At 59.6% G+C, this 25162-nt stretch carries 25 protein-coding genes; 10 read left to right on the plus strand and 15 right to left on the minus strand.

Annotation, left to right across the window (positions count from 1 at the left end; all coding sequences use genetic code 11):
• Nucleotides 1–49 precede the first annotated feature (49 nt).
• Genes JFT91_RS21130 through JFT91_RS21155 form a run of 6 tightly spaced genes read left to right on the plus strand, consistent with a single transcriptional unit; the run spans nt 50 to nt 6107 of the window.
• Nucleotides 50–2968 (plus strand): monovalent cation/H+ antiporter subunit A, encoded by a 2919-nt coding sequence (locus JFT91_RS21130; protein WP_201233728.1) that lies wholly within the window; start codon nt 50–52, stop codon nt 2966–2968.
• Nucleotides 2968–3312, plus strand: a complete 345-nt coding sequence (locus tag JFT91_RS21135) for a Na+/H+ antiporter subunit C (RefSeq protein ID WP_008085854.1) — start codon at nt 2968–2970, stop codon at nt 3310–3312. The genes JFT91_RS21130 and JFT91_RS21135 overlap by 1 nt, the downstream gene beginning before the upstream one ends.
• Nucleotides 3309–4988 carry a monovalent cation/H+ antiporter subunit D gene (locus JFT91_RS21140; protein WP_201233729.1) on the plus strand — a complete coding sequence of 560 codons (1680 nt, stop codon included), beginning with the start codon at nt 3309–3311 and terminating at the stop codon, nt 4986–4988. Before JFT91_RS21135 ends, JFT91_RS21140 begins: the two co-directional genes overlap by 4 nt.
• Nucleotides 4985–5473: a Na+/H+ antiporter subunit E gene (locus tag JFT91_RS21145; protein ID WP_201226786.1), complete on the plus strand. Its 489-nt coding sequence runs from the start codon at nt 4985–4987 to the stop codon at nt 5471–5473. The genes JFT91_RS21140 and JFT91_RS21145 overlap by 4 nt, the downstream gene beginning before the upstream one ends.
• A complete protein-coding gene (locus JFT91_RS21150; protein ID WP_090284207.1) occupies nt 5470–5748 on the plus strand; it encodes a K+/H+ antiporter subunit F in 279 nt (92 codons plus the stop codon). Before JFT91_RS21145 ends, JFT91_RS21150 begins: the two co-directional genes overlap by 4 nt.
• Entirely contained in the window at nt 5745–6107 is a 363-nt protein-coding gene (locus JFT91_RS21155) for a Na+/H+ antiporter subunit G (RefSeq protein ID WP_201233730.1), read from the plus strand. The genes JFT91_RS21150 and JFT91_RS21155 overlap by 4 nt, the downstream gene beginning before the upstream one ends.
• An 88-nt stretch (nt 6108–6195) precedes the next feature.
• Here the strand turns inward: JFT91_RS21155 and JFT91_RS21160 are convergent, their stop codons facing one another.
• On the minus strand, nt 6196–6636 hold the full coding sequence (locus JFT91_RS21160) for a DUF3995 domain-containing protein (RefSeq protein ID WP_201226788.1): 441 nt from the start codon (nt 6634–6636) through the stop codon (nt 6196–6198).
• A 94-nt stretch (nt 6637–6730) separates the two neighbouring features.
• Between JFT91_RS21160 and JFT91_RS21165 the strand changes: the two genes are divergently transcribed.
• Entirely contained in the window at nt 6731–7120 is a 390-nt protein-coding gene (locus JFT91_RS21165; protein ID WP_201226789.1) for a DUF2946 domain-containing protein, read from the plus strand.
• A 91-nt stretch (nt 7121–7211) separates the two neighbouring features.
• Nucleotides 7212–9344: a TonB-dependent receptor gene (locus tag JFT91_RS21170; protein WP_201233731.1), complete on the plus strand. Its 2133-nt coding sequence runs from the start codon at nt 7212–7214 to the stop codon at nt 9342–9344.
• A gap of 157 nt (nt 9345–9501) precedes the next feature.
• On the opposite strand, the gene JFT91_RS21175 is transcribed toward JFT91_RS21170, so the two are convergent.
• The 3 genes from JFT91_RS21175 to JFT91_RS21185 all read right to left on the minus strand — a co-directional run bounded on the left by JFT91_RS21175 (nt 9502) and on the right by JFT91_RS21185 (nt 11289).
• Nucleotides 9502–10518, minus strand: a complete 1017-nt coding sequence (locus tag JFT91_RS21175) for an ABC transporter substrate-binding protein (RefSeq protein ID WP_201233732.1) — start codon at nt 10516–10518, stop codon at nt 9502–9504.
• Nucleotides 10519–10645: 127 nt separating this feature from the next.
• Nucleotides 10646–10843 (minus strand): hypothetical protein, encoded by a 198-nt coding sequence (locus JFT91_RS21180; protein WP_201233733.1) that lies wholly within the window; start codon nt 10841–10843, stop codon nt 10646–10648.
• The gene (locus JFT91_RS21185) at nt 10840–11289 is read right to left on the minus strand and encodes a hypothetical protein (RefSeq protein ID WP_201234028.1); all 450 of its coding nucleotides are present in this window, start codon (nt 11287–11289) and stop codon (nt 10840–10842) included. Before JFT91_RS21185 ends, JFT91_RS21180 begins: the two co-directional genes overlap by 4 nt.
• 425 nt (nt 11290–11714) lie before the next feature.
• On the opposite strand from JFT91_RS21185, the gene JFT91_RS21190 reads away from it, so the two are divergent.
• Both JFT91_RS21190 and JFT91_RS21195 read left to right on the plus strand, forming a co-directional pair.
• Nucleotides 11715–11990: a hypothetical protein gene (locus JFT91_RS21190; protein ID WP_201233734.1), complete on the plus strand. Its 276-nt coding sequence runs from the start codon at nt 11715–11717 to the stop codon at nt 11988–11990.
• 48 nt (nt 11991–12038) lie between these two features.
• Nucleotides 12039–12275, plus strand: coding sequence for a DUF2789 family protein (locus JFT91_RS21195; protein WP_201202902.1), 237 nt, complete (start codon nt 12039–12041; stop codon nt 12273–12275).
• A gap of 6 nt (nt 12276–12281) precedes the next feature.
• On the opposite strand, the gene JFT91_RS21200 is transcribed toward JFT91_RS21195, so the two are convergent.
• The 11 genes from JFT91_RS21200 to JFT91_RS21250 form a co-directional block, all read right to left on the minus strand.
• The gene (locus JFT91_RS21200; RefSeq protein ID WP_201226796.1) at nt 12282–12485 is read right to left on the minus strand and encodes a hypothetical protein; all 204 of its coding nucleotides are present in this window, start codon (nt 12483–12485) and stop codon (nt 12282–12284) included.
• 112 nt (nt 12486–12597) lie between these two features.
• Nucleotides 12598–14202, minus strand: coding sequence for a methyl-accepting chemotaxis protein (locus tag JFT91_RS21205; RefSeq protein WP_201233735.1), 1605 nt, complete (start codon nt 14200–14202; stop codon nt 12598–12600).
• A 225-nt stretch (nt 14203–14427) separates the two neighbouring features.
• Nucleotides 14428–14832, minus strand: a complete 405-nt coding sequence (locus JFT91_RS21210) for a TraR/DksA family transcriptional regulator (RefSeq protein WP_003225981.1) — start codon at nt 14830–14832, stop codon at nt 14428–14430.
• Between the two features lie 327 nt (nt 14833–15159).
• The gene (locus tag JFT91_RS21215; RefSeq protein WP_201233736.1) at nt 15160–16182 is read right to left on the minus strand and encodes an ABC transporter permease; all 1023 of its coding nucleotides are present in this window, start codon (nt 16180–16182) and stop codon (nt 15160–15162) included.
• Nucleotides 16183–16353: 171 nt separating this feature from the next.
• Nucleotides 16354–17919 carry a sugar ABC transporter ATP-binding protein gene (locus tag JFT91_RS21220; protein ID WP_201233737.1) on the minus strand — a complete coding sequence of 522 codons (1566 nt, stop codon included), beginning with the start codon at nt 17917–17919 and terminating at the stop codon, nt 16354–16356.
• A 70-nt stretch (nt 17920–17989) separates the two neighbouring features.
• Complete coding sequence (locus JFT91_RS21225; RefSeq protein ID WP_201233738.1) at nt 17990–18916, minus strand: sugar ABC transporter substrate-binding protein; 927 nt, start codon at nt 18914–18916, stop codon at nt 17990–17992.
• A 111-nt stretch (nt 18917–19027) separates the two neighbouring features.
• Nucleotides 19028–20080 (minus strand): Gfo/Idh/MocA family protein, encoded by a 1053-nt coding sequence (locus JFT91_RS21230; RefSeq protein WP_201233739.1) that lies wholly within the window; start codon nt 20078–20080, stop codon nt 19028–19030.
• A gap of 160 nt (nt 20081–20240) precedes the next feature.
• A complete protein-coding gene (locus tag JFT91_RS21235; RefSeq protein ID WP_201233740.1) occupies nt 20241–21101 on the minus strand; it encodes a sugar phosphate isomerase/epimerase family protein in 861 nt (286 codons plus the stop codon).
• A gap of 131 nt (nt 21102–21232) precedes the next feature.
• Complete coding sequence (gene iolG, locus JFT91_RS21240) at nt 21233–22243, minus strand: bifunctional inositol 2-dehydrogenase/D-chiro-inositol 1-dehydrogenase (RefSeq protein ID WP_201233741.1); 1011 nt, start codon at nt 22241–22243, stop codon at nt 21233–21235.
• Between the two features lie 30 nt (nt 22244–22273).
• Nucleotides 22274–24205, minus strand: coding sequence for a 3D-(3,5/4)-trihydroxycyclohexane-1,2-dione acylhydrolase (decyclizing) (gene iolD, locus JFT91_RS21245; RefSeq protein WP_201233742.1), 1932 nt, complete (start codon nt 24203–24205; stop codon nt 22274–22276).
• Between the two features lie 123 nt (nt 24206–24328).
• Complete coding sequence (locus JFT91_RS21250; RefSeq protein ID WP_201233743.1) at nt 24329–25150, minus strand: TIM barrel protein; 822 nt, start codon at nt 25148–25150, stop codon at nt 24329–24331.
• Nucleotides 25151–25162 lie beyond the last annotated feature (12 nt).

Below are 25162 nucleotides of genomic sequence, written 5' to 3' on the forward strand. Positions count from 1 at the left end.
GGGAGCTGGCACGTATGATGCTTCACAAACTTCCGCAGATTAGAAGCCTATGTCCCTGATAGTTCTACTGCTTCTGCCATTCATTGGCAGCTGTCTGGCAGCGGTGCTGCCACACAACGCGCGTAATACCGAATCCCTGTTGGCAGGTCTGGTCGCTTTGATCGGCACTGTTCAGGTTGCGCTGTTGTACCCGCAAATCGCCCATGGCGGCGTCATTCGTGAAGAGTTCATGTGGCTGCCCAGCCTCGGCCTGAACTTTGTTCTGCGCATGGACGGCTTCGCCTGGCTGTTCTCGATGCTGGTGCTGGGCATCGGCACCCTCGTCTCTTTGTACGCCCGCTATTACATGTCACCGGACGATCCGGTGCCGCGTTTCTTCGCGTTTTTCCTGGCGTTCATGGGCGCCATGCTCGGCCTGGTGATCTCCGGCAACCTGATCCAGATCGTGTTTTTCTGGGAGCTGACCAGCCTTTTCTCGTTCCTGTTGATCGGCTACTGGCACCACCGCGCCGACGCCCGACGCGGCGCTTATATGGCGCTGATGGTGACCGGCGCGGGGGGATTGTGCCTGCTGGCGGGGGTCATGATCCTCGGCCATGTCGTCGGCAGCTATGACCTGGACAAGGTCCTGGCCGCCGGCGATCTGATTCGCGCACATGCCCTCTACCCTATTCTGTTACCCCTCATTCTCATCGGCGCACTCAGCAAAAGTGCCCAATTCCCGTTTCACTTCTGGTTGCCCCATGCAATGGCGGCGCCGACACCCGTCTCTGCGTATCTGCACTCGGCAACCATGGTCAAGGCCGGGGTGTTCCTGCTCGCGCGCCTGTGGCCGTCATTGTCCGGCAGCGAAGAATGGTTCTACATCGTCAGCGGCGCGGGCGCGTGCACGCTGTTGCTGGGCGCCTATTGCGCGATGTTCCAGAACGACCTCAAGGGATTGCTTGCCTACTCGACCATCAGCCACCTCGGTCTGATCACCCTGTTGCTGGGTCTGAACAGTCCGCTGGCGGCCGTCGCAGCGGTGTTCCACATTCTCAACCACGCTACGTTCAAGGCCTCGCTGTTCATGGCGGCGGGGATCATCGACCACGAAAGCGGCACCCGCGATATCCGCAAGCTCAGTGGCCTGATCAAACTGATCCCGTTCACGGCGACGCTGGCAATGGTTGCCAGCGCCTCCATGGCCGGCGTGCCGTTGCTGAATGGTTTCCTCTCGAAAGAGATGTTCTTCGCCGAAACCGTGTTCATCAACGCCACGGCGTGGGTAGAGATGTCCTTGCCGATTGTCGCGACCATCGCCGGTATGTTCAGCGTCGCTTACTCCCTGCGCTTCACCGTTGATGTGTTCTTCGGCCCGCCGGCCACCGACCTGCCGCACACGCCACACGAACCGCCGCGCTGGATGCGTGCCCCGGTCGAGTTGCTGGTGTTCACCTGCCTGCTAGTGGGGATTTTCCCGGCGCAAATCGTCGGCCCGCTGCTCGCGGCTGCCGCGCTGCCCGTGGTCGGTGGCGAACTGCCTGAGTACAGCCTGGCCATCTGGCATGGCCTGAATGCGCCGATGATCATGAGCCTGATTGCCATGTCCGGCGGCATCGTCCTGTACCTGCTGTTGCGCAACCAGTTCAAACGCGGCCGCTTCAAATACCCGCCACTGGTGGGCCGCTTCAATGGCAAGCGCCTGTTCGAGCGCAGCCTGGTGGTGATGATGCGCATGGCCCGTCGTCTGGAGCGGCGTCTGGGCACCAAGCGTCTGCAAATGCAATTGTTCCTGATGGTGCTGGCGGCAGTGCTCGCCGGCCTGATTCCTATGTTGCACAGCAGCCTGAGCTGGGGCGACCGACCGAAGATCCCGGGCTCCATCGTCTTCGTGACCCTGTGGCTGCTGGCAATTACCTGTGCGCTGGGTGCCGCCTGGCAAGCCAAATATCACCGTCTCGCCGCTCTGACCATGGTCAGCGTCTGCGGGTTGATGACCTGCGTGACCTTCGTCTGGTTCTCCGCGCCGGATCTGGCGCTGACGCAACTGGCCGTAGAAGTGGTCACCACCGTGTTGATCCTGCTCGGACTGCGCTGGCTGCCACGCCGGATCGAAGAAGTCTCGCCACTGCCGAGCAGCCTGCGCAAGGCCCGCATTCGTCGTCTGCGCGACTTGCTGTTGTCGGTCGCCGTCGGCGGCGGCATGGCGCTGTTGTCTTACGCCATGCTCACGCGGCAGACGCCGAACGACATCTCCTCGTTCTACCTCAGTCGCGCCATGCCCGAGGGCGGTGGCAGCAACGTGGTCAACGTGATGCTGGTGGACTTCCGCGGCTTCGACACGCTCGGCGAAATCACCGTGCTGGTCGCTGTGGCACTGACCGTGTTCGCCCTGCTGCGCCGCTTCCGCCCACCGAAAGAAAGTCTGCAATTGCCGGCCCAGCAGCGTTTGCTGGCACCGGACGTGGTTACCGATCTGGTCAACCCGCGTTCGGCCAGCGACACCGCGCTCGGCTTCATGATGGTGCCGGCGGTGCTGGTGCGGCTGCTGCTGCCGATTGCGCTGGTGGTCTCGTTCTACCTGTTCATGCGCGGGCACAATCAGCCGGGCGGCGGTTTTGTCGCCGGGCTGGTGATGTCGGTGGCGTTCATCCTGCAATACATGGTCGCCGGCACACAGTGGGTCGAGGCGCAAATGAGCCTGCGACCGCTGCGCTGGATGGGCACCGGATTGCTGTTCGCCACGGCCACCGGTCTGGGGGCGATGCTGGTCGGCTATCCGTTCCTGACAACGCACACCTGGCATTTCACCTTGCCGCTGCTCGGTGACATCCATATCGCCAGCGCATTGTTCTTCGACGTTGGCGTGTATGGCGTCGTGGTCGGTTCGACGCTGTTGATTCTCACCGCCCTCGCCCACCAATCGGTGCGGGGTCACAAGACCGCATCGCTGCCCAAGTCCGTCGCCAGCAAAGGAGCCGTCTGATGGAAGAAGTCATCGCAATCGCCATCGGCGTTCTCGCCGCGTCGGGCGTCTGGTTGATCCTGCGGCCACGAACTTTTCAGGTGGTCATGGGCCTGTGTTTGCTGTCGTACGCGGTCAACCTGTTCATCTTCAGCATGGGCAGCCTGTTCATCGGCAAGGAGCCGGTGATCAAGGACGGCGTCACGCAAGACTTGCTGCATTACACCGATCCGCTGCCACAAGCACTGGTACTGACGGCGATCGTCATCAGCTTCGCCATGACTGCGTTGTTCCTCGTCGTTCTGCTCGCTTCGCGCGGCCTGACCGGTACCGACCACGTCGACGGCCGGGAGCCTAAAGAATGATGGCGATGACTCACCTGATCGCCGCACCGATTCTGCTGCCGCTGCTGACCGCCGCCATCATGCTGATGCTTGGCGAACGGCACCGGCCGCTGAAGGCGAAAATCAACCTGTTCTCCAGCCTCGTCGGTCTGTTCATTTCGGTCATGCTGCTGCAATGGACGCAAACCACCGGCGTGCCAGGCTCCATCGGCGTTTACTTGCCGGGTAACTGGCAGGCACCGTTTGGCATCGTACTGGTGGTTGATCGCCTGTCGGCGCTGATGCTGGTGCTGACCGGGATCATCGGCGTCAGCGCTCTGTTGTTTGCGATGGCGCGTTGGGACGGTGCCGGTTCGAGCTTCCACGCACTGTTTCAGATTCAACTGATGGGCCTGTATGGCGCGTTCCTGACGGCGGATCTGTTCAACCTGTTCGTGTTCTTCGAAGTGTTGCTCGCCGCCTCTTATGGCCTCTTGCTGCACGGCTCGGGCCGGGCGCGGGTGTCGTCGGGGCTGCATTACATTTCGATCAACCTGCTGGCCTCGTCGTTGTTCCTGATTGGCGCGGCGCTGATCTACGGCGTCACCGGCACCCTGAACATGGCCGATCTGGCGCTGAAGATTCCGCTGGTACCTGAGGCTGACCGTGGCTTGCTGCACGCAGGCGCAGGGATTCTGGCGGTAGCGTTTCTGGCCAAGGCTGGCATGTGGCCGCTGAATTTCTGGCTGGTACCGGCCTACTCCTCGGCCAGCGCGCCAGTCGCGGCAATGTTCGCGATCATGACCAAAGTCGGCATCTATACCCTGCTGCGCCTGTGGACGCTGCTGTTTTCCGGGCAGGCTGGCGCGTCTGCATTCTTCGGTGGCGACTGGCTGATCTACGGCGGCATGGCGACCATGGCCTGCGCGGCGCTGGCGATTCTTGCTGCGCAACGACTGGAGCGCATGGCCAGCCTGAGCATTCTGGTGTCGGCCGGCATTCTGCTGTCGGCTATCGGTTTCGCTCAACCGAACCTGATTGGCGCGGCGCTGTTCTACATGGTCAGCTCGACCCTGGCGCTGAGCGCACTGTTCCTGCTGGCTGAATTGATCGAGCGCTCGCGCTCGGCCAACGAGATCCCGCTGGAAGACGAAAGCGAACTGCTACCGCGTCCACAAGAATCCCTGCAACCACCCAAAGGCATCAACCTCGACGACGAGCAGAAAGCCGTGGTCGGTCAGGTCATCCCGTGGACCATGGCGTTTCTTGGCCTGAGCTTCATTGCCTGCGCCCTGCTGATCATCGGCATGCCGCCGCTGTCCGGGTTCATTGGCAAGCTCAACCTGATGGACGCGCTGCTGAATCCACTGGGCCTGGGCACCGGCGCACCGATCTCCAATGCGGCGTGGGCGCTGCTGGCGCTGTTGATCCTCTCCGGGCTGGCTTCGTTGATGGCGTTCTCTCGCCTCGGCATCCAGCGTTTCTGGACGCCCGAGGAGCGCCCTTCGCCGCTGCTGCGCAAACTCGAATACGCGCCGATCTTTCTGCTGTTGGGGCTGAGCATCGCTCTGACCTTCAAGGCCGAGCCGCTGCTGCGCTACACCCAGGCCACCGCCGAGGCGCTGAACAATCCGCAGCAATACGTCATGGCGGTGCTCGGCACCCGCGCAGTACCGAGCCCGGAAAGCAAAGCCGCGATGCTGGAGGTGCAGCCATGAAGCGCGTGTTCCCTGCACCCTTGCTGTCGCTGTCATTGTGGGCCTTGTGGCTGACCCTGAACCTGTCGATCAGCCCCGGCAACCTGCTGATCGGCGCAGTGCTGGGTTTCGCTGCACCGTTGATGATGCGCAAATTGCGTCCCAAACAGGTACGCATTCGCCGTCCGGGGACGATTCTGCGCCTGTTCCTGCTGGTTGGCCGTGACGTGGTGACGTCAAACCTGATCGTCGCCTGGGGCGTTCTCAATGCCGGTCGCCGTCCACTGCGCTCACGCTTCGTCAAAGTGCCGCTCGATCTGCGCGACGCCCACGGCCTGGCGACACTGGCGATGATCTGCACCGTGGTGCCCGGCACGGTGTGGTCGGAACTGTCGCTGGATCGCAGCATTCTGTTGCTGCACGTTTGGGATCTGGATGACGAAGCGCAGTTCATTGAGCACTTCAAGACCGCGTATGAGCGGCCGTTGATGGAGATTTTCGAATGAGCCCGTTACTGTCGAACGCCATTCTACTGACGCTGTTCCTGTTCTCGCTGGCCATGGTGCTGACCCTGATTCGTCTGTTCAAAGGCCCATCAGCGCAGGATCGGGTCTTGGCGCTGGACTACCTGTATATCGTCGCCATGCTGATGATGCTGACCCTGGGCATTCGTTACGCCAGTGACACGTACTTCGAAGCGGCGCTGTTGATTGCGCTGTTCGGCTTCGTCGGCTCGTTTGCGCTGGCAAAATTCCTGCTGCGTGGCGAGGTGATCGAATGAATGCTGAATTGTCTCTGTGGGTCGAAATTCCGGTGGCAATCCTGCTGGTGCTCAGCGGTGTGTTTGCGTTGATCGGTGCGATCGGGTTATTGCGCATGAAGGATTATTTCCAGCGCATGCACCCACCGGCACTGGCCTCAACGCTCGGCGCATGGTGCGTGGCGCTGGCCTCGATCATCTGCTTCTCGGCGCTCAAGTCCGGGCCGGTAGTGCACGCTTGGCTGATCCCGATTCTGCTGGCAATCACCGTGCCGGTAACTACGCTGCTGCTGGCCCGCGCCGCATTGTTTCGCAAGCGCATGGCCGGCGATGATGTGCCGGCAGAGGTGAGCAGCCGCCGTACCGAAAGCGGCAGCTGAACCGTTAAAAGATCGCAGCCTTCGGCAGCTCCTACATTGATCCCTGTAGGAGCTGCCGAAGGCTGCGATCTTTTGACTTTGCCCTTTCTCAAACCCACGCCACCGCCAACAGCCCCGCCCCTAACGCCAGGCACAACGGCGAATACACCCAGGTATCCAGTCGAGCAAACCGCGAGCCCTTCACTTCCTTGAAAAACCCCACCAGATTCGAATCACCAATCGCCCGGGCAAACATCAACAGCGCAATCGCACTGATCACCCACTGCAACGCTTTGTGACTGACCGCCGGCATTCCCCAACCAACCCGCATACACACCAACGCAGCAATCGTTAACAACGCAGCAGCCACCACCAGCGTCAGCCAGCCCGACGGTTTGAACGCCGGACGCACCGTTGCGACAAAACCGCGCACCGGCACCTGCGGCACCACCACTGCCGCCGCCCACTGCCCACCCAGCGCCCAATACACGTGCATCAAGGCGATCACCGCAAAAATTGTCACCAGCCATTGAGCCAATACAAAGGTCATGGTTGAAATCCTTGGAAAGGGATTTGAACAAATCATCCTAGTCGGCATTTTTTGAAGTGCACGACCGATCAGCGGTACGGTAAAGTGCCGCCCCATGAAATTCTCCCGTACCGATCGCTCACTGCTGGCCTGGATGCTTTATTGCTGCGTCCTGTTCAACGTGTTCGCGTGCAGCATCGGTCACGGACAAATGGTCGGCATGCAACTCAACGGCATCGGCGGCCAATTCTGTACAGTCGACCCGGCGACTCAAGCGCCGTTGGCATCCAATCCCACCGAAGAACAACTGCCGACCCTGTCCAAGGCGTTCGGCTGTCCGCTGTGCTCGGTCGGTGGTGGCATGGGGCCAGCGTTCAACTCCAGCCTGACCCTGGCGATCCTCCCGGAACAACACAGCCCGCCGCTGGCGCCCATCGTCAGCGCCGACCTCCCTGCCCGCTTCACCTGGCCCTCGGCCAACCCTCGCGCCCCTCCGCTCGCCTGAGTGTCCCTGCCTTTTGATTTGTCAGCCCACTGCGCCAACGCGCGGCGTTCGCCTGTGCGCTGACTCCTAGACAAGCATTCAGGATTCAATGATGAAACAACTCACTCTGCTGGCGAGCCTGTGCGGCTGCCTGTCCGTTAACGTCTGGGCGCAATCCACCGTGGATCTGGCGCCAATCACCATCGACGGCGAAGCCGGTAACGAGCCGGGCCTGAGCCTCGACCAATCCAGCGGCATGGCCTCACGCCTCGGTCTGAGCGTACGCGACACGCCCGCCTCGGTCGCCATCGCCAATCGCAACGACACCGAACGCCACGGCGCGCAGAACTTCCAGGACGCCGCCAACACCCTGCCCGGCGTCAACGCCAGCGCACCTCCGGGGTTTGGCGGCTTTGTCTCCTATCGCGGCTTCACCAGCAGCCAGATCACCCAGATGTTCAACGGCATCAACGTCTCCGGCGGCCTCGCCCGGCCGGTAGATGCGTGGATTTATGATCGAGTGGAACTGGTCGGCGGCCCGTCGTCCTTGATCAACGGTGCCGGCTCCGTGGGCGGCTCGCTGAACTACGTGACCAAACTGGCCTCTCGCCAAGAGCAAGCCATTGAAGGCCGGGTCAGTTACGGCACCTATGACACCACCGAAACCGCTTTCGGCCTCAACCATGCGCTGACCGCCTCCGGCGCCGATGTGCAGCACTATGCGCGCCTCGACGTCAGCCACAACACCGGCAACGGTTACATCGACCGTCAGGAACGCGATGCCTGGAGCGTGGCGTTCTCCTTGCTCAGCGACCTCACCCCGAACCTGTCGCACACCTTGGCATTGGAATATCAGGACGAACACGAGGACAGCCCTTACTGGGGCACTCCAGTGCTCAATCCCAAGGGGGGCGAGTTGAAAATCGATAAACACAACCGTTTCAACAATTACAACGTCGAGGACGGCCGCTACGAACAGCGGACGATATGGGTGCGCTCGATCATCGATTACCGCATCAATGACAGCACCACGCTGCGCAACACGCTGTATCACCTCGACAGCCAGCGCGACTACCGCAATCTTGAAACCTACCAGTACAACGCTGACAACAGCGCAGTAAACCGCTCCACCGCGTATCAGGTGCGCCATCAGGGCGAGCAGGACGGCAACCAGTTCGAACTGCGCCACGACAACACGCTGTTCGGTCTTGATACGACCTGGTCGGGGGGCTTCGAGTACAAGGTCAATCAAACCACCAACTCGCCGCTGAATATCAAAGGGGCGAGCACGGTTGACCCGAACAACTACCGGCCGGGGTATTTCTATGACATTCCAGGCACCAACCCAACACTGATCAGCGACAAGACCAACGAAGTCACGACCAAAGCGCTGTTCGTCGAAAATCGTCTGGCGCTGACCGACAAATTGTCGCTGCTCACCGGCCTGCGTTATGACGACATCGACCTCGACGTGACCAACCACCGCACCGTGACCGCCGCCAACCCCAAGCACCTGAAACGCAGCTGGGAGCCGGTCACCGGCCGCGCAGGTCTGAGCTATCAGTTCATCCCGTCAGCCAACGTTTATGTGCAATACAGCACGGCCGCCGAACAGCCGAATGGCACTCAGGACTTCGATGTCTCGACCGGCAAGCAATGGGAAATCGGCAGCAAATTCGACTACCTGAATGGCCGTGGCTCGGCGACGGTGGCGGCTTATACGATTGAGCGAAAGGACTTCGCCGTGACCGATCCACTCGATCCGACCGGCAGTATTCCGGTTGGCCAGCAGACGTCGAAAGGGATAGAGATCGCAAGTTCGTTGCGGATCACCGACAAGCTGTTGGCTGAAGGCAACTTCGCCTGGGTGAATGCGCAGTACGACGATTTCACCGAGAAAAACGCCGCAGGTGCGGTGGTTTCACGCAAGGGCAATACGCCCACCAATGTGCCGGATCGGGTCGGCAATCTGTGGCTGACCTATGATTTTTCGCCGCAATGGCAAGGTGGGGTGGATGCGCGGTACGTCGCGTCGGTGTTTGCCGATAGCGCCAACACCATGACCGTGCCGTCGTACACGTTGTTCGGCAGCTTCATCAGCTACAAGGTCGACTCGCACACGACAGTGACCGGGCGCGTGCGCAACCTGACCAATGAGGTGTACGCCGAGTTTGCGCATGTTTCGCCAGCATATTACCTCGCCACCCCGCGCACCTTCGAGTTGGCCGTACAGACCCGATTCTGAATAGACGCTTGACCTGTGGCGAGGGAGCTTGCTCCCGCTCGGCTGCGCAGCAGTCGCAATGTCGGCTAATCCGGTTTTACCGGATAACCGTATTAGCCGGTCTTGGGGCTGCTTCGCAACCCAGCGGGAGCAAGCTCCTCGCCACAGAAAGCCCTCATCACTGCAGGCTCGCGCTCACCTTGTCCGCCACATCCTTCGGCAACCACGCCTGCCACACGTCCGGATGTGCCTTCATGAATGCCACCGCCGCATCGCGTGGCGCGGTGTGTTTCTCGCTCATCTCGGCCAGCGCCTTGTTCAACGGCTCGATCGGAAAATCGACCTTGCTGAAGAACTCGGTAATCTGCGGATATTGCTTTTGAAACGGCGTCGACACGCCAATCGACAGTTTGGAGGCCAGCGAACGCGTTGGTTTCGGATTGGGATTATCAGCGTCGGTCAGGGTCTTCCACGCCTCAGCATCAAACGGCGGCTCTTCCAGTTGCACCAGTTTGAATTTGCCGAGCAGCGGCGTCGGTGACCAGTAGTAAAACAGCACCGGTTTGCCGCGACGAATCGAGGAACTGATCTCGGCATCCAGCGCCGCACCCGAGCCACTGCGGAAATTGGTGTAGTCATCCTGCAGCCCATAAGCGGTCAGCTTCTGTTTATTGACCACTTCCGACGTCCAGCCAATCGGGCTGTTGAGGAAACGCCCCTTGCTCGGAGCCTCTGGGTCCTTGAACACGTCCTTGTACTTTTTCAGATCACTGACACTGCGCAAATCCGGCGCCAATGGCTTGATGCCTTTGGCCGGGTCACCCTTGATCACGTATTCCGGCACCCACCAACCTTCAGTCGCGCCCTTGACCGTGTCGCCCAGACTGACGACTTTGCCTTCGGCCTCAGCCTTGACCCACACCGGACTGCGCCCGGCCCACTCCTCGCCAATCACCTGAATGTCATTGTTGGCCAGTGCCGTTTCCAGGGTGATGGTGGTACCGGGTAGCGTGTCGGTCGGCAGTCCGTAGCCCTTCTCGACGATGATCCGCAGGACATCCGTGATCAGGCTGCCGCTTTCCCAGTTCAGGTCGGCAAAATGGATCGGCGCCTCTGCCGCCATCACCGACTGCGCCGACGTCAGCAAGCCGAATGTGGCCACGCTCGCGGCCAACAACCGTCGAAAACCGTTCATGCATTGCACCTCATGCTGTTCACAGCAATAGCAGGATGGCCTGACAGAAGACCGCAAGCCTCTGAATACTCAGTCAACTGACTGTAGCCGAGGTTCCTGCTTTTTCCGGGACCGAGCCCGGAAGAGGTTATGAATCAGACTTTTCCTGCAAGCTTTGCAGCTCTCTTCTGACCATGCTGGCGTATTCCGCGGGGCGCAACGTATAGAGCTGCGCTGCCACCCAGTTCAGCCACGCGCCTTGCATTTCGGCCTTCGCCGCGAACAAGCGCCGAGCCTCATCGCGCGCCGTGTCGAGGTTCTGCGAATGGAAATCTGCGCGGCTCACTCGCTGGCCTTGAACGTCACCAGTTCGCCCTTGCGCCACTTGGCGGCTTTGGCGGTGACGGCTTTCAGGGTTTTGGTCAGGCCTTCCTGCAGTTGCGCATGGGCGGCGAACACGGTCACCACGCTATGGCCTTCCTTGAACAGAATCGCGTGGCCATCGGCGGTTTCGACGAAGGCGTAATCGCCCAGGCCATAAACCGTCATTTTGATTTCGCGAAAACGGATGTCCATCTTGCCGCCTTCGCGGCTAGGCAAGACCGATGCACTGAAATGATCGCCAACCTTTAGCTTGAGCCCCGGTTTGTCATCGACCACCAAAGCGCTTTCGGTGTCGATTTCGGCAACGTAAATGCCTTCGGCGTTTTGCTCGGTGATGTAAACAAAACGCGACTGGAACAACTTGACCAGCTTTGCACGCAAATCACCCAGCACGAACAAAGCATGCATATCGAGGTTACTGACTGCCAAAGAAACATCCCCACATGTGAAAAAACCGTCCACGGAAAACGCGCACGGCAAAAATAACGGCAAGGCCGACGGTGCTGCCAAATGACTCAAATAAAAGCCCGAAGTGAGCAGAGTGCTCAATCGATCGCGAGGCGCGTAAGACTACTGGAATGTCACTCGCGAAACTCGTGCCGATGTCGCCAAACCTTGAAGGAAAAATCCTTGCTGGCGGCCAGAGAATACTGACTACAAACTTTAGGGAAAATTCTCACTAAAAAAAGCACTTTTCCGACATATCGCCCGTGAAAAATTGCTTTAGATAAGCACTGTCGTCAACAGGTACTGGCGATTCTAGAGCAGCAATGCTCGTTACGACTACCCGAAACGGCTTGTAAATATCAGCCGACCGATGAAAAGGACTTCACATGTGCACGTTGACTCACTTTGCCATGCCCGCTGACGCCCGACTCAAATCGCCTCTGATCTTGCATGTGACCGATATGAACGATCTGGCAAACCCCAAGGAAATCGGTCAGGCCCCGCGCTTTCAAGTCGTGCCGGCGGGTAACGCCTTCTTCCACATAAAGGAAACATCCACCGGACGCGTAAGAGGTTTCCGCAAAGATCACAACCAGGCCTGCGCCCTCGCCCGCTCATTAGAGTTGCAGATCGAACTCCTGGCCAGCGACTGCCTCAGATAAAGAGAATGATCGACAGCGCCATTCCGGCGCACGTAATAGGAGCACACGATGGATCTGGAAGCTTACAACTTGAAAACCCTGTTCGATCAATTGGGTCTGCCTTCGGACAACAAGGCTATCGACGACTTCATCGAAGCGCATCCACTGAGTCCTGACACCAAATTAGTCGATGCGCCCTTCTGGTCGGAGAGTCAAAAACAAACGCTCGAAGAGTGGATTGGCAAAGACGACGACAGAGCAATCGTCTTCGACGAACTCAACGTGCGCCTGCACGACGGCAAGTAACCCTTATCAGTGCAGGCTGTCCCAAGGCTCGGCTTTCAACTGCGCGAGCCATGCAGCCTTGCACTCCTCTGCCTCGTCACGACTGGCAAACGCGGTGCCGCGTCGCTCACCATTGAGCAACACTACCCAGCAAACGCTTTGCCCCATCGCCCTTAAACCGGCAGGCACACCGCTGCCGATCATCACGGCAACATCGACTCTGCATTGCATGCAGACCTCCCAAATCATTAGCCACCTAACTAAGTGGCCAGATTAATGCTTTCTTTCGAGAGGAAACAGCAACCGCCGTGCACAGATTCATTGCATCTGAAGTAACAATCGATCAGCGCGCACGTTCAGGTTTATAGCCCAGACGCAAACCACCCCAATGCCGGCCCTTGATCATGATTGGCACCGAGAGGTCATGCATCAGCTCGCCGGTGTCGCGGGTATAGGTCTGCAACAACACCGGTTTTTGGTGGCTGCCACAGCGAATGCCCGTGCGATCGGCAAACTTGCGTTTGGTGCGATTGTTGACCGCATCGACCTGCGCATCCCCGGTCAGCGGCTGACTAAACGCCTGATTGTGCGTCGGCACATAACCCTGCTGCGTGCAGGCGATGGCAAACACCAAGCCTTCGTGACGCGGCAGCAGAGGCTCCTGAATCGCCGGCAGCACCTGGTCGGTGTAACGGTCGAACCGGGTTTGATACTTGGGCGGCTGGGTATTCGCGATCGCCTGATACTGGCGATCGAACAGATCTTCCAGGCTGATCCGCCCCTGCTCGACATCTGCCTCGAAGCGCGCCGCAATCTGGCTCGCCCCTTCGCGCGCCAGGTCGTAGATGCGCTGGTGATAGTCATCAAGCCCGACTTCGGCCAGTCGCTCGCTGATCGTCTCGGCCTGCCCTTCCATCTGCACCGCCGCTTCGGCGAGGCGTCGGGTTTGCTGGTCGCTGATCGCCAGATCGCTGCGCATTTGCTCGATGGCTTTGAACAGACTGTCGAGTTGCTCGCGGTTGGTCTCCGCGCCTCGGGCGATCTCGCCGACCTGACCTTCCACCCCGGCAGCCAGTCGCGCGATGTTCTGCAGATGCTGACCGGTAAGCTCGACCTGCTCGACGCCTGTGTGCAGATCGCTGGACAGCTCACGAATCTGCTCCACCACCTGCGCGGTACGTTGCTGAATATCGGCAACCATCTCACCGACTTCACCGGTCGCCGACGCCGTGCGCGCCGCCAGCCCGCGCACCTCATCCGCGACCACGGCAAAACCGCGACCATGCTCGCCAGCCCGCGCCGCTTCGATCGCTGCGTTCAAGGCCAACAGATTGGTCTGGCTGGCAATCGACTGAATCACCAGCGTCACGCGCTGGATGTCGTCGCTGCGCACACTCAACGCCTCGATCAACTCGCGGCTGGTATTGGCGCGCTGACTGAGTTGATGCATGCGCGAAATCGAATCAACCAGTTCCGAACGCCCCGCCGCACTGCTGTGATGCGCCTCACTCGCAGCCTCCAGCGCTTCACGGCTGAGCTGTGAAGTGGCGTGTTCGGTGGCGATCATCACCTCGGCATTACTGACAATTCGCGCCGCCGCATCCAGTTGCGATTCGAGCTTGCTTGCCAGTTCCTTGACCGAAAACGCCACACCCGCCGCCGACAACGCGTTGTGGCTGGTGGTGTAGGAAAGGTCGCGGGTCAGATCGGAAATAGCGCTGCCAGTGTCGGCAGGCGGTACAGCGGGGACGGCTCGGGAGCGCAGCCGCGGCAGCCAGATAATCAGCACCGCCAACGGCATGCCAACGTAAAGCGACCACTCACCCAGCGTCATGCCGGCCAACAACAGCATCAGGGCGATGCTTTGCAGGGTCGGAGCGATCCAGCGGTTTTTCGGCAAAAGTACTGGTGCAGGCAGAGCCCCAACCAGAGATCCATCTCTCGTCATTTCAACACCCCACGCTTGTTCTCATTGTTGTGACTGCATTAAACGCCACTACAACGCCATTATCCATGGTCCGTTAGTCGTGGGGTCTGCAGCAGGTCAATGAACCGCGCGGAAATATCACAGACGAGCAAAAACAAAGATCGCAGTCCCAACAACCCCAAATAGGAGCTGCCGAAGGCTGCGATCTTTTCCAGGCGCCCCCATTCAACGGGTCACCTCACAGAATCAGGCCTGACGCTGGTGCTTATCGATCTGCTCGTGACGCTCTTGAGCTTCGATGCAGTATTTGGTGGTCGGGCTGATCAGCAGGCGCTTCAGGCCAATGGCCTCGCCGCTGTCGTCGCACCAGCCAAAGCTGTCTTCCTTGATGCGCTCAAGGGCTTGTTCCAATTGCGGCAGCATGCGCTGGTCGCGATCGATCGCGTTCACCAGCCAAGTGCGCTCTTCTTCAACCGAAGCCGCGTCCGCCGGGTCAGCCGGGGTGTCCAGGCTTTCGATGGCGATGCGGTTTTGCTCAATGCGCTCGTGGGTTTCGACTTTCATGTTCTGCAACAGCTCAGTGAAGAAAGCGTGCTGCTCGGCATTCATGTAGTCATCTGCCGGCATGGCCAGCAACTTGTCCTTTGTCATTGATATCTCTATAAAAAAACGTGCATTAAGGCGAATTAGGGAGCGTTTCGACGAACCGTGTCCGGCCGACGAAAAGGCATCGTTTATTGCAAACGCCACCCGGCACTCAATTTACGAGGGGCGGCAGTCTAAGGCCCGTTTGAGGCCTCAGCAACTGTAAATACAGGGAATCTGTCCAACAAAGCCCGGAAACTGCTCTGACACAGGCTTCATAGCGGTCATCGGAGTGCGTTTATAGCAAGAAATTCAGTCGAGCGGCTGTATATAGAAGACAAACGGCTGCGCCACACCGTTCGGGTGTGGCGCGTTTTCGCGATTATTAGCCTCTTAGCGCTTGAGTTTACGCTTGTTGCGGTACTGGTCGATGACCACCGCCACCACAATGATCAAGCCTTTGATGATGTCCTGAATATAGGCATCGACGCCGACGAAGGTGAACCCGCTGGCCATTACCCCGAGAATCAGCGCACCGATCACCGTCCCGGTAATGCGCCCGACGCCGCCGGCCAGACTGGTACCGCCGATGACCGCCGCTGCAATCGCGTCGAGCTCGTAGGACATGCCCATCCCGGCCTGCCCCGTCGCAGCCCGGGCCGACGCTACTACGCCAGCCAGCCCCGCCAGCAGACCGGCGATGCTGTAGACGATCACCAAATGGCGTTTGACGTTGATTCCCGAGGTACGCGCCGCCTGCATGTTCCCGCCGATGGCGTAGGTGTACTTGCCGTACTTGGTGTAGCGCAACGCGATGTGAAAGATCACCGCCACCACCAGGAAGATAATCACCGGCATCGCCCCATGACCGATTGCGGTATAGGAGTCGGAGAGCATGCTGACCGGTTGGCCTTCGGTGTAGTAACGCGCCAGACCGCGCGCCGAAACCATCATGCCGAGCGTGGCAATGAACGGTGGAATCCCGGTGATGGCGATGATGCTGCCGTTGATCGCCCCGGCGAGCAGGCCGACCCCGAGCCCGGCGATCACCGGAATCCACACCGGCAAGTCAGTCAGCGACGGGAACACTGCGCGGGCGAAATCCGATGTCTGCGCCAGACTCGCCGCAATCATCGCTGACAGCGCCAGCACCGACCCGGATGACAAGTCGATCCCCGTGGTGATGATCACCTGAGTCACGCCGATGGCCAGCAGGCCGATGACCGACACCTGCAGGATCATCAGCACCAGACGCTGCGAGTTCATCAGGAAGCTCTGGTCGCGAACGATCCAGCCAAACACCTCGAAGACCAGACCGATACCGATCAGCACCAGAAAAATGCTCAGTTCGGTTGGAAAGCGCCGACGACTCTTGGTCGGTGCCGTTGCAGGCTTGTTTTCCAGTATCGCGTTCATAACCACTCACCCTTCAAATAAAATCCGGTATCGAATACATACCTTTGGATGCAAGCTGCTTTTTTGTGGCGAGGGCGCTTGCTTCCGCTGGGCAGCGAAGCGGCCCTTAAGCTTGGGCTTGCTGCGCAATCCAGCGGGAGCAAGCTCCCTCGCCACAGAGACCGTGACCGGTCAATGGACCTGGGACATGCCCGAGGCCAGTTGCATGACTCGTTCCTGGGTAGCCTCGTCGCGGCCGAGGGTGCCCATCAGGTCGCCCTCGTGCATGACCATCACCCGGTCGCTCATGCCCAGTACTTCCGGCAGTTCCGAGGAGATCATGATCACCGCCATGCCTTCGCTGGCGAGCAAGGAGATCAGCCGATAAATCTCGGCCTTGGCGCCGACATCGATGCCGCGAGTCGGCTCGTCGAGAATCAGGATCCGTGGATTGGTCATCAGCCAGCGGGCGAGCAAGGCTTTCTGCTGGTTGCCGCCTGACAAGGTGTCGATGCACTGCTCCAGCGACGGGGTTTTCACCCGCAGCTTCTTGCACATGTCTTCACACAGAGCACGCAAGGCTTTTTGCTGGATAAAGCCGTGGCCGGCGTAATGCGGGAGCACCGCCATCTCCATGTTTTCCAGCACCGACAGGCACGGGAACAGGCCGCTGAGCTTGCGATCCTCGGTCAACAGCGCGAATCCCTTGTCGATGGCCATGTGCGGATCGGTGATGCGCACCACCTCGCCGTCCAGACGGATCTCACCGCTGTCGCTGGGCGTTATGCCGAAAATGGTTTCGGCGACGTTGGTGCGTCCCGAGCCCATCAGCCCGGCGATGCCGAGAATCTCCCCGGCATGCAGATCGAACGAGACGCCCTGGAATATGCCGTCGAGTTTCAGATCGCGGACCGACAGCAGCAGATCGCCAATCGGCTTTTCACGCACCGGGAACAACTGGCTCAGTTCGCGCCCGACCATCATCGAAATCAGACTGTCACCGTCCATGCTGTCGGCCCGTTGCAGGCCGATGTAGGCGCCGTCGCGAAACACCGCCACTTCATCGGCAATGGCGAACACTTCGTTCATTTTGTGCGTGATGTAGATGATGCCTTTGCCCTGGCGCTTGAGGTCGGCAATGATCGAGAACAGGTGCGCTACTTCCTTTTCGGTGATGGCCGAGGTCGGCTCATCCATGATCAGAATGTCGGAGTCGTAGGACACCGCTTTGGCAATCTCGACCATCTGCCGTTCGGCGATGCTCAGGTTGCCAACCTGCTCCTCGGGATCGAGGTTGATGCGCAAGCGCTCCAGCAGTTGCGCGGTGCAACGGTGCATGGCGCGGTGGTCGATCATGTGCAGGCCGTTGAGCTGCTCGCGGCCGATCCAGATGTTTTCGGCGATGCTCATGTGCGGCATCAGGTTGAGTTCCTGGTGGATCATCGCGATCCCCGCCTGAAGTGCCGCCAACGGTGTATCGAAGACTACGGGTTTGCCGCGCAAGCGCAGTTCGCCAGCATCGGGCTGGTAGATGCCGGCGATGATTTTCATCAGCGTCGATTTACCCGCGCCGTTCTCGCCCATCAGGGCCAGTACCGACCCAGGACGTACTCGCAGTTGCACATCGGACAGAGCCACCACACCGGGAAAACCCTTGCTGATGTTGGTGATCTCCAGCAGGTACGGCTCATCGACAGGTGTTGCAGTTGGCTGGATATCCACCAACGAGGTGCTCGAAGCGGTCGCTGAAGCGAACATGTTCAGGTACTCCGTCAGCAAGGTCGCGGCAGCAACCCTGCAGGATTATTGTTGTTATTGAACCGATGCACTATTTGAAAGTGTCGACGTTTTCCGGGGTGATCAGGCGATAAGGCACCCAGACGTTCTGCTCCACCGCCTCGTTTTTGGCCATCTTCACTGCAGTGTCGATCGAGCCGTCTGCCTGACCTTTGGCGTCTTGAAACACTGACACCGCCATGTTGCCTTTCTTGATTGCGTTCAAGCCGTCCGGCGTGCCGTCGACACCTGCAATCAACACACTGCCCTTCTCGACACCGGCCTGTTGCAGCGCCATGGCGGCACCAATCGCCATTTCGTCATTGTTGGAAACCACCGCGTCGAACTTGCGGCCCTGGGTCAGCCAGTCATTGACCAAAGTCATGCCTTTGTCCCGCAGCCAGATGCCGGTCTGTTCCTGTTCGATCTTGATGTTCGGGTACTTGGCCAGCACCTCTTTGACGCCCTTGGTGCGATTGGTGGTGGAGTTGTTGGCGAGGTCACCGAGCAGAATCACGATTTCGCCTTTGCCGCCGAGTTTTTCGGCCAGGTACTGCATCTGCATTTCGCCGGCCTCCAGGTCGTTGGAGGCGACCGTGACCACACCTTTTGGCAGTTTGAGGTCATCGGGGCGACGGTTGACGTAGACCAGCGGGATGCCGGCCTTTACCGCGGCTTCGGTGATTTTTCGGGTGGCGGCGGTATCCACCGGGTTGACCACGATGGCATCGACCTTCTGGCTGATGAAGCTTTCGACCTGACTCAACTGCTTGACCACGTCGCTGCGGGCGTCTTCGAATTGCAGTTGCACGCCATCGGGATAGGACTTGGCTTTCTTGTCCATGGATTCGCGCAGGTAAGTCAGCCAGGTGTCATCGAACTGGGACATGCTTACGCCGATCTTCATATCGGCAAGGGCAGCACCGCTGACAAACATCAAGGACAGGGCCAGCGAGGCAAAACGCAGATTGGTCTTCATGAACTGTCTTTCTCCACATTCTTGTTGGTTTTATGGATCAGTCGTGACGGTTTCTGTAGGCAAAATTGACTCTATTGGAATTTATTTTCTATATCAACTCATTTTAGAATTTTATTCCAAATCTGTTCCATGACTTCCAGACGGGTTCAGTTCGACCACCTGACGTTGCTTGAAACTCTGCCGCGCAGCATCCAGAACAACAGTGCTCGCCAGTGCATCACGAGCCTCGACCGGCAATGGGCCGCCAGTCTGTAACGCGGTTTGTAGCTGCTGATAAAACTGCTGCCAGCAGCCCCTTTCCGAAGGCACGCGCTCGCGTTCGCCAGCGTGTTCAAACCAGCCCCAGCGCCGATGCTCTTCGACACCCCAGCCCTCACCCGCGGATTTTGGCGAGAGCCCGGCCAGCGCTTGAGCCTCCTGCCCGTCGAGGCCATCAACGCTGTAGCAGCCCAGCGTTCCGGTGACCCGAAAGCGCGGGCCGGGCGTGCTTTGCAGGCAACTGCCGCCGAGGTGGGAGACAACCCCGTTAGCGTGGGTCAGGGAAACGAAAAAACCGTTGTCGCAGGCCTGGTCCTTGTCCTGATAATCAAGCTCGGCATACACCTGCCTGACAGGGCCGAACAGCAGCAACGCCTGATCCACCAGATGGCTTCCCAGATCGCGCAGAAAACCACCGCCGCTGGCGTTGTTCACCGACTGTGGCGAGTAGCGCTCGACCCGTGATTCGAAACGCGTGACCTGCCCGAGTGCGCCCGACTCGATGAGTTTGCGCACGGTGAGGAAATCCGAATCCCAGCGGCGATTCTGATAAACGCTGAGCCGCACGCCCTGGCGTTCGGCCATGGTGATCAGGGTTTGCGCCTGTTGCGCATCGGCGGCGAAGGGTTTGTCACTGACGACGGCGACTCCGTGTTCGAGACCATCAAGCACCAGCGCCGGACGGCCCTTCAGCGGCGTGGAAATCACCAACACATCCACGCCTGCCTCGACCAGTTCGCCGATGCTGTCGAACGCCGGTACGCCGGGGTGTTCAGCAGCGAGCAATTGGCGGCGCTCCGGGGAACGCGTCACCACACCGGCAAACGTGGCACCGGGCAGACTGCTGAGCAGCGGCGCATGAAAAAACCGGCCGCCATGGCCGTAACCGACAAGTCCGATACGCATGATTCGACTCCTTCTTATTGTTCTGTGAGCCGCTTACTGGGTAAACGCGGCCTTTGTGGGAGCGAGCCTGCTCGCGATAGCGATGCTTCAGGCGACATCGATGCAGACTGTACTGCCGCCTTCGCGAGCAGGCTCGCTCCCACCGGTATTGCGTACTGAGTCAGTGGCAGAGTTCGCTTTTGACCCGTTCGAGCATCATTCGGTTGGATTGATCCGGTCGGTCTTCCCAGGCGAACACCGAGACCGTGGCAATGCCGTCGAACTTGATCTCGCGCAAGGTGCTGAAAAACGCTTGCCAGTCGACCTCGCCCTGGCCGATGTCCAGATGCTGATGCACGGTTGCGGTAACGCCCGGCGGGTTGACGATGTAGCGCAATCCCGACGAGGCCTTGTGGTTGTAGGTGTCGGCAATGATCAGATGGCTGAGTTTCGACCCGGCATATTTGAGCATCGAGGCAATGTCGCCGACGCCGTCGTCGTAGAAAAACGTGTGCGGTGCGGCGTAGAGGTAGTTGATCCAGTCGCGGTCGAGCCCGCGAATGATGTCCACTGACTCGTTGTTGCGTTCGCAGAAATCATACGGGTGGGCCTGAATATCGAGCTTGATGCCTTCACGCTCGAACTCGGGGATCAATTCGTCCATCGAGCGCATGAACTGGTTTTCGCACACCAGCGGGTTGTCCGACTGCCCGGTGAATTCGGTGTTGACCAGCTCGCAGTCCATTTCCACGGCAATCTGGATCGCTCGCTTCCAGTTGCGCACCGCGGCCACGCGCAAACCTTCGTCGGCGGCGGCCCAGTGGTACATCGGTAACAAGGAAGAGAGTTTGACCCCGGTGTCGCTCAAGGCTTTGCGAAACTCCTTGATCCGCGCCTTGTCGACGCGCGGGGCTTTGTAAAACGGCAGGAAGTCTTCGCGAGGCGAGAGCTCGATGTGTTCGTAACCGAGCTCGGCGACCTTGTCGACCATCTTGCCCAGGGACAGATTGCGGTACATGTAGGGATCTAGTGCGATGCGCATCTTCTTGTTCTCCTTCACGCAAAATCAACACCGTCCCCTGTAGGAGCTGCGGCACGCTGCGATCTTTTGACTTTGATTGTAAAAACAACATCAAAAGATCGCAGCGTGCCGCAACTCCTACAGGGATCGGGTTAGCCGTAAAAATGTGGGCGGTCAGGCAGGGTGACTTTTACTATCTGGCCACTGTTCTGGGCTTCGATGCATGCATCTGCCGCGACGGCGGCGGCGAAACCGTCCCATGCCGAGGGCCCGCCCACCTGACCGGCGCGCACACCATCGATGAACGCCTGCAACTCGACGTCATAGGCGCCGATGAAGCGGTCCTTCCAGTCCATCAGAATCGCGTTCGACAGCTTGGCGCCGCTGCGCATTTGCACCTGCTGCGGCTCCGGCAGCTTGGCGATGCCAGTCTCCCCCACCACTTCGCACTGGATGTCATAGCCGTACTGGCAATTGACGAAAACCTCGACATCGATGCGCGTGCCCTTGGCGGTTTCCAGCAGGACGATCTGCGGATCTTTCAAATGCGCCAACGCCTTGCTCGACTTGCGTGGGAATACCACTTGCACCGACACATAATCGTCATCCAGCAACCAGCGCAGCACATCCAGCTCATGGATCAGCGTGTCGGTGATTGCCATGTCGGTCTTGTAGTTTTCGCCGACGCTCGGGTTGCGGTGCGCGCAGTGCAGCATCAACGGCTCACCGATCTGGCCACTGTCGATCACCGCTTTCAGCGCGCGATAACCTTCATCGTAAGGACGCATGAACCCGACCTGCACCAGACGCTTGCCGTGGGCGACCTCGGCTTCGACGATCTTGCGGCACCCTTCGGCAGTCACTGCCAGCGGTTTCTCGCAGAACACCGGTTTGCCGGCGGCAATCGCAGCCAGCACGAACTCTTCGTGACTCGGCCCCCACGAGGTGACAAGGATGGCCTCGACCTCTGGCGCCTTGATCAGCGCGTGACCATCCGGGTAAACCTCGGCCGTCAGCTTCAGATCAGCAACGACCTTGGCGGCTTGCTGCAAGTTGATGTCGGTGACAGCGACGACCTGACTGTTGAGCAAAGTCTGGCTGCAACGACGGATGTGATCCTGGCCGATGGCCCCGGTACCGATAACGCCAAGCTTCAAAGACATGAACATTCTCCATTTCGGGTTTCAGGACAATCAGTACTGGCGGGCCTTGGCCAACCGTTCATTAAGGGTTTTCGCGACCGCATCGGTGCGCGCACTGGTGGACACCTGCGCGACACCGACCCGCCACCACGACAGGTATTTGTGAATCATCGTCTTGGGCAGAACCTTGATATCGATCAGCGTCGACACCGTCTGCAAACGCGCATCGGCCAGCGCTGCCTGCAACGCTTCAACCGTGTTCACCTTGTAGGTCTTGCAGCCGTAGGCCGCCGCGCTCATGGCGAAATCCACCGGAACAAAACCGCCGTCGAGCTTGCCGGTCTCGGGGTTCCGGAAACGGAATTCAGTGCCGAAGCTGTCCATGCCGTGTTCCATCTGCAAGTTGTTGATGCAGCCAAACGTCATGTTGTCCAGCAGCACCACGTTGATCTTGCGGCGCTCCTGAATCGACGTTGCCAGCTCCGAGTGCAGCATCATGTAAGAGCCATCGCCGACCAGCGCATAGACCTCGCGATCGGGCTCGGCGAGCTTCACGCCCAGCGCCGCATTCACCTCGTAACCCATGCATGAATAGCCGTACTCGACGTGGTAAGTGTTGACGCCCTTGCTGCGCCAGCTGCGCTGTAAGTCACCGGGCAGACTGCCGGCAGCGGCGACAATTACCGCGTCGTCGGCCAGGGTCTCATTGAGTACACCCAGCACGCGGCTCTGGGTCAGGCAGGAACCGGTCAACTCGATGAATTCGCGCAGTACGGCCGGGTCCATGTGGTCGTTGATTTCCGGGACGAAATCCTCGGTCTGGTATTCGGCCTGATAAATCCGCTCAACCTCGGCGTCGAGTTGTTCCTTGGCCTCACGCGGCTGATCGCCCCACTCGGCGCGGTAGTCGCCGAGAATATTGCTCAAAGCCTGCAAAGCGGTTTTCGCGTCGGCCAGCAGTTGCACGCCGTCGAGTTTCAGCGCATCGCACGGGCTGATATTGAGGTTGAGGAACTGCACGTCCGGGTGTTTGAACAAGGATTTCGACGCGGTGGTGAAATCGCTGTAGCGGGTGCCGACACCAATGATCAGATCCGCCTCGGGCGCCAGCAGATTCGCTGCCAGACATCCGGTTTCGCCGATGCCGCCGAGGTTCAGTGGATGACTGGAAACCACCGCGCTCTTGCCCGCCTGCGTTTCGGCGAACGGAATACCGAAGCGTTCGGCGAACGCCTGCAACGCAGCATTAGCCCCGGAATACTTCACACCGCCGCCACAGATCAGCAACGGTTTGCGCTTGCCTTTGATCAGCGCCAGCGCATCGCCGAGCATGGCTTCGGTGGCCGGTCGGCGCTCGATGCGATGCACGCGTTTTTGCAGGAAGTAATCCGGGTAATCGTAGGCCTCGGCCTGTACGTCCTGCGGCAGCGCCAACGTCACCGCGCCGGTTTCGGCGGGATCGGTCAGTACGCGCATGGCGTGGATCGCGGCGGTCATCAACTGCTCGGGGCGGTTGATCCGGTCCCAGTATTTGCTCACGGCTTTGAAGGCATCGTTGGTGCTGATGCTCAGATCGTGAAACTGCTCGATCTGTTGCAGCACCGGGTCCGGTTGGCGGCTGGCGTAGACGTCGCCGGGCAACAACAGCAACGGGATGCGATTGGCGGTGGCGGTGGCTGCAGCAGTAATCATGTTCGCTGCGCCCGGGCCTACCGACGAGGTGCAGGCGTAGATCCTGCGGCGCAGATGCTGTTTGGCAAAACCGATGGCGGCGTGGGCCATGCCCTGCTCGTTGCGACCCTGATGGACGATCAGGTCGCCGCTGTCCTGCTCCAGCGCCTGACCGAGTCCGAGCACATTGCCGTGACCGAAAATCGTGAAGATCCCGGCGACGAACTTGCTCTGCACGCCATCGACTTCGATGTACTGGTTATCGAGAAATTTCACCAGGGCCTGGGCCATGGTCAGTCTTGTTGTGGTCATGCTTGCACCTTTCTTAAAGGCAACCGCCAATCCTTGTAGGAGCTGCCGGAGGCTGCGATCTTTTGACTTTGCTCTTCAAGATCAAGAGATCGCAGCCTGCGGCAGCTCCTACACGGGGATGTGTCAGGTCAGGGATTTTTGTAGGTGGGCCATGCTGGCGCTGATGGCTTGTTCGATATCCGCCAGACCGTGAACACTGTCAGCGAATGGTTCGAACGACAGATAGCCGCTGTACCCCGTGCTCAGCAGCGTGTCGATCTGCGCCGCGTTACCGAGAATGTCGCCCTCGCCCACCAACACTCGATGGCCGTCGCGAATGCTTGCCAACGGCGCCTCGGCATCTTCGACGCCGGAGATATGCACCAGCCCGGTCAGTTCGGGGAAAAATTCCTGCTCACTGGCGAGGTGATGGTGAAAGGTGTCATGCACCAGCCGAAACACATCCAGCCCGCCCACCGCCTGGATCGCGTCCACCGCCGTACGCTTGCGCCGCAGCGAGCATTCCTCAAACCCCAACGGCTCGATGAAGCCAAGAATGCCGTGCTCACGCAGGATCGGCGCGAGTTCGCTCAACGCCGTGCGCAGGCCAACGGCGCGTTGCGCGGTCGTGCGCATGTCGCCGGTATCGTTCAGCGGGCACATGACCAACCCCTGCGCCCCGCAATCCCGCGCATACACGGCGAGTCTTGTGGCTTGAGCTCGACGTTCGTCATTCCACACATCGAACGGGTACAGCGCATTGATCGACAGGACGCTGATGCCTTTCGCCGCACACAATTCGCGGACGGTTTGCGGGGCTGTGCCGTCCTCGATTTCCACGCCTTTGAGGTCATTGCGAATCTCGATGGCATCGGCCTTGAGGCTCACCGCCAGATCAATGAACGCGGGCAGGGAAAGTCGTGGTGCGACCATCCGGTTTAGGGCAAAACGCAGGGGCTGAGTCATTCTTGTTGTTCT

Source organism: Pseudomonas sp. TH08, assembly GCF_016651275.1.
GTDB lineage: Bacteria > Pseudomonadota > Gammaproteobacteria > Pseudomonadales > Pseudomonadaceae > Aquipseudomonas.

Excerpts from the sequence above, each read along its gene's own strand:
- JFT91_RS21130 (WP_201233728.1), top strand. The coding sequence starts at position 50 with ATGTCCCTGATAGTTCTACTGCTTCTGCCATTCATTGGCAGCTGTCTG.
- JFT91_RS21135 (WP_008085854.1), top strand. The coding sequence starts at position 2,968 with ATGGAAGAAGTCATCGCAATCGCCATCGGCGTTCTCGCCGCGTCGGGC.
- JFT91_RS21140 (WP_201233729.1), top strand. The coding sequence starts at position 3,309 with ATGATGGCGATGACTCACCTGATCGCCGCACCGATTCTGCTGCCGCTG.
- JFT91_RS21145 (WP_201226786.1), top strand. The coding sequence starts at position 4,985 with ATGAAGCGCGTGTTCCCTGCACCCTTGCTGTCGCTGTCATTGTGGGCC.
- JFT91_RS21150 (WP_090284207.1), top strand. The coding sequence starts at position 5,470 with ATGAGCCCGTTACTGTCGAACGCCATTCTACTGACGCTGTTCCTGTTC.
- JFT91_RS21155 (WP_201233730.1), top strand. The coding sequence starts at position 5,745 with ATGAATGCTGAATTGTCTCTGTGGGTCGAAATTCCGGTGGCAATCCTG.
- JFT91_RS21160 (WP_201226788.1), bottom strand. The coding sequence starts at position 6,636 with ATGACCTTTGTATTGGCTCAATGGCTGGTGACAATTTTTGCGGTGATC.
- JFT91_RS21165 (WP_201226789.1), top strand. The coding sequence starts at position 6,731 with ATGAAATTCTCCCGTACCGATCGCTCACTGCTGGCCTGGATGCTTTAT.
- JFT91_RS21170 (WP_201233731.1), top strand. The coding sequence starts at position 7,212 with ATGAAACAACTCACTCTGCTGGCGAGCCTGTGCGGCTGCCTGTCCGTT.
- JFT91_RS21175 (WP_201233732.1), bottom strand. The coding sequence starts at position 10,518 with ATGAACGGTTTTCGACGGTTGTTGGCCGCGAGCGTGGCCACATTCGGC.
- JFT91_RS21185 (WP_201234028.1), bottom strand. The coding sequence starts at position 11,289 with ATGCATGCTTTGTTCGTGCTGGGTGATTTGCGTGCAAAGCTGGTCAAG.
- JFT91_RS21190 (WP_201233734.1), top strand. The coding sequence starts at position 11,715 with ATGTGCACGTTGACTCACTTTGCCATGCCCGCTGACGCCCGACTCAAA.
- JFT91_RS21195 (WP_201202902.1), top strand. The coding sequence starts at position 12,039 with ATGGATCTGGAAGCTTACAACTTGAAAACCCTGTTCGATCAATTGGGT.
- JFT91_RS21200 (WP_201226796.1), bottom strand. The coding sequence starts at position 12,485 with ATGCAATGCAGAGTCGATGTTGCCGTGATGATCGGCAGCGGTGTGCCT.
- JFT91_RS21205 (WP_201233735.1), bottom strand. The coding sequence starts at position 14,202 with ATGACGAGAGATGGATCTCTGGTTGGGGCTCTGCCTGCACCAGTACTT.
- JFT91_RS21210 (WP_003225981.1), bottom strand. The coding sequence starts at position 14,832 with ATGACAAAGGACAAGTTGCTGGCCATGCCGGCAGATGACTACATGAAT.
- JFT91_RS21215 (WP_201233736.1), bottom strand. The coding sequence starts at position 16,182 with ATGAACGCGATACTGGAAAACAAGCCTGCAACGGCACCGACCAAGAGT.
- JFT91_RS21220 (WP_201233737.1), bottom strand. The coding sequence starts at position 17,919 with ATGTTCGCTTCAGCGACCGCTTCGAGCACCTCGTTGGTGGATATCCAG.
- JFT91_RS21225 (WP_201233738.1), bottom strand. The coding sequence starts at position 18,916 with ATGAAGACCAATCTGCGTTTTGCCTCGCTGGCCCTGTCCTTGATGTTT.
- JFT91_RS21230 (WP_201233739.1), bottom strand. The coding sequence starts at position 20,080 with ATGCGTATCGGACTTGTCGGTTACGGCCATGGCGGCCGGTTTTTTCAT.
- JFT91_RS21235 (WP_201233740.1), bottom strand. The coding sequence starts at position 21,101 with ATGCGCATCGCACTAGATCCCTACATGTACCGCAATCTGTCCCTGGGC.
- iolG (WP_201233741.1), bottom strand. The coding sequence starts at position 22,243 with ATGTCTTTGAAGCTTGGCGTTATCGGTACCGGGGCCATCGGCCAGGAT.
- iolD (WP_201233742.1), bottom strand. The coding sequence starts at position 24,205 with ATGACCACAACAAGACTGACCATGGCCCAGGCCCTGGTGAAATTTCTC.
- JFT91_RS21250 (WP_201233743.1), bottom strand. The coding sequence starts at position 25,150 with ATGACTCAGCCCCTGCGTTTTGCCCTAAACCGGATGGTCGCACCACGA.